At 72.7% G+C, this 2,072-nt stretch carries 3 protein-coding genes; all 3 read right to left on the bottom strand.

The genetic code is table 11. The features are described from left to right. The coding region (locus ACK5M9_RS11660; RefSeq protein WP_416893330.1) for a DUF4226 domain-containing protein at positions 1 to 790 on the bottom strand (790 nt) is incomplete at its 3' end. A gap of 217 nt (positions 791 to 1,007) precedes the next feature. Further along, on the bottom strand, positions 1,008 to 1,367 hold the full coding sequence (locus ACK5M9_RS11655) for a DUF4226 domain-containing protein (protein WP_416893329.1): 360 nt from the start codon (positions 1,365 to 1,367) through the stop codon (positions 1,008 to 1,010). Positions 1,368 to 1,458: 91 nt separating this feature from the next. Then, positions 1,459 to 2,072 (bottom strand): C40 family peptidase (locus ACK5M9_RS11650; protein WP_416893328.1); only part of this gene is annotated, 614 nt, incomplete at its 5' end.

The raw sequence follows: 2,072 nt of genomic DNA, 5'->3' as shown, positions 1-2,072 counted from the left end.
GGGGTCCCGGTGCCGACGCCGTCGTGGCCGGCGAGGCTGCCGACGGTGGCGTTCCCGACGGCGTCGTGGCCGGCGAGAGGGGCGTTCCCGACGCTGCCGTTCCCGATGCAGAAGGGAACTCTCCCGGCACCCCAGCCCCAGCCCCAGCCCCGGCCCCAGCCCCGACCCCCGCCCCGGTCCCAGCCCCGGCCAGCGACGCGTTGTACAGCGACGTCCAAGCGGCCATCAACGCCGACTTCGACGTGTCGTCGAGGCGGGTACCGGCGACGACCGAGCGGATATCGCGGAGCTTGCCGATCAGGAACCGCTGGAACTCGCGTGCACCGGCAGGGGTGTCCAGGTCCGACCGCGTTGCCACCGCGGTCTCGACCTGCTGCTGCAAGTCATCGAGTGCACCGCCGCCGTCCACCGTGGCCGCATGCGCATTGAGGATCGCCGAAATCACGTGCAGATCCAGCTGGGAACTCACCGAATTCTGGTGTGCCAGAGCGGCTTCAGCGATGGCGATGGCCTCGGCCGCGTCGCCGTCGGCACGGTTTCCGACGGCGGGTTCCCTGGGCTCGGAGGCCTGTTCGGGATCGCGCGGCGCCGACGGGGCCTCCGGGTCGAAGACCTTCGGGTACCAACGACGGATCTTGGCCAGAATCGTGTCCAGTTGCGGCCCCGGAGCGATCGGGGCGACGACGGCGGTCACTTCGGAGGACGTCAGGCCCGCCTGCCAGGCCCGCGGGTCGCCGGTGGCCTCGGTGATGCGCCGCATCGTTTCCAGAACATCGCGATCGGTCGCCATCTAGCCGCCGCGCCGCGGTGGCGACTGGTTGTCCCGACCCCTCATGCCGCCGGACGCTACGGACCGCCGGTCACGCCGGCAATTCACTGTCCGCGCACCCTGGGGAGCATTCCCGGCGCGGGTTCGCCCCGGCCGGCGGCCAGCCGCACCCGAAGCGCCCCGCTCGCTCGCGAGCGTAACGCCACGGCGAAATCCGGGGCGCAAAATCGCAACCCCGTTACGCTCGCGACGAGTACTGGCCGGCCAAGCCCTCCAACACGGCACTTTGGGTCCGGCTGAAGTCCCTGGCCGCCGCCACCACCGACGCGATCTCACGTTGCTTGGCCACCAGGAACAACTGGAATTCGCGTGCCGCCAGCGGGGATTCGACGACGGCACCGGCCCGCTGCCGCACCGCCTGCTCGATTTCGGCGCCGAGTGCCTCCAGCCGGCGAACACTGTCCCGCAGGCATGCGTGCGCACCGTCCAGCACCTCGGCCAGCACCCGATCGGCGTCGGCGAGGACACCCTGCTGCCGGACCAGCGCGGCCTGGCGCCGTTGGGCCGCCTCGACCGATGGTCCAGCCCGATCCGCCATGGACTCCAACTTTCTCATCCTGCCCGACGGGCCGGGCGACTACCCCGACGGGACGGGCGACCACCCCTACTGGCCGGGCGACCACCCCGGCTCACAGCGGCCGCCGGATCTGCACGCCGGCGCCCAGCGGGGCGATCCGAACCGAGGCACCCGAATACGGGGCTTCGACGACCTGGTTGTTGCCGATCGCCAGCTGGACGTGCCCTGCATGGGGAAAGACCAGGTCGCCGGGGCGCACCTGGGACCGGGGTATTGCGATTCCGTCGTCGATCTGCTGATAGGTGGTGCGGTCGAGGTGCACGCCGGCCTGGGCGTAGGCCCACTGAACCAACCCGGAGCAATCGAACTGATCCGGGCCGGTAGCGCCCCAGACGTAGGGCCGGCCCAGCCGCGAGAGCGCCGCCCGCACCGCCGTTGCGGCGCGGCCACCGGGCAGCGGCAGCCGCCGGCCAAGCCGGTGCAGACGGCGGCGCAACAGCCGGTAGCGCAGCGCCCGTAGTGCCGCGGTGCGCCGGCGGGAGCGGCGCCGGGCGGCCAGGACGTGGGCGCGCTGGGCGCGCAGCCGCGCCACCGAGCGGCGCAGGGCCTCACGCTGGGCCAGCGGCGTCAGCGGCGTCGCGGCGGCATCGGCGCGGGCTTCGGCCAGCACCTGGCCGGTCAGCTCGCGTGCGGTGGCCCGATCCCGGTGGGCGGCCGCGACTATCG

The organism is Mycobacterium sp. (assembly GCF_047975165.1).
Lineage (GTDB): Bacteria > Actinomycetota > Actinomycetes > Mycobacteriales > Mycobacteriaceae > Mycobacterium.
Note: the sequence above shows the minus strand (reverse complement) of the source record. Positions and strands in the feature narration are given on the sequence as shown.

What these genes read in the sequence shown, in the direction of transcription:
- ACK5M9_RS11655 (WP_416893329.1), bottom strand. Translation starts at nt 1,367, where the DNA reads ATGGCGGATCGGGCTGGACCATCGGTCGAGGCGGCCCAACGGCGCCAG.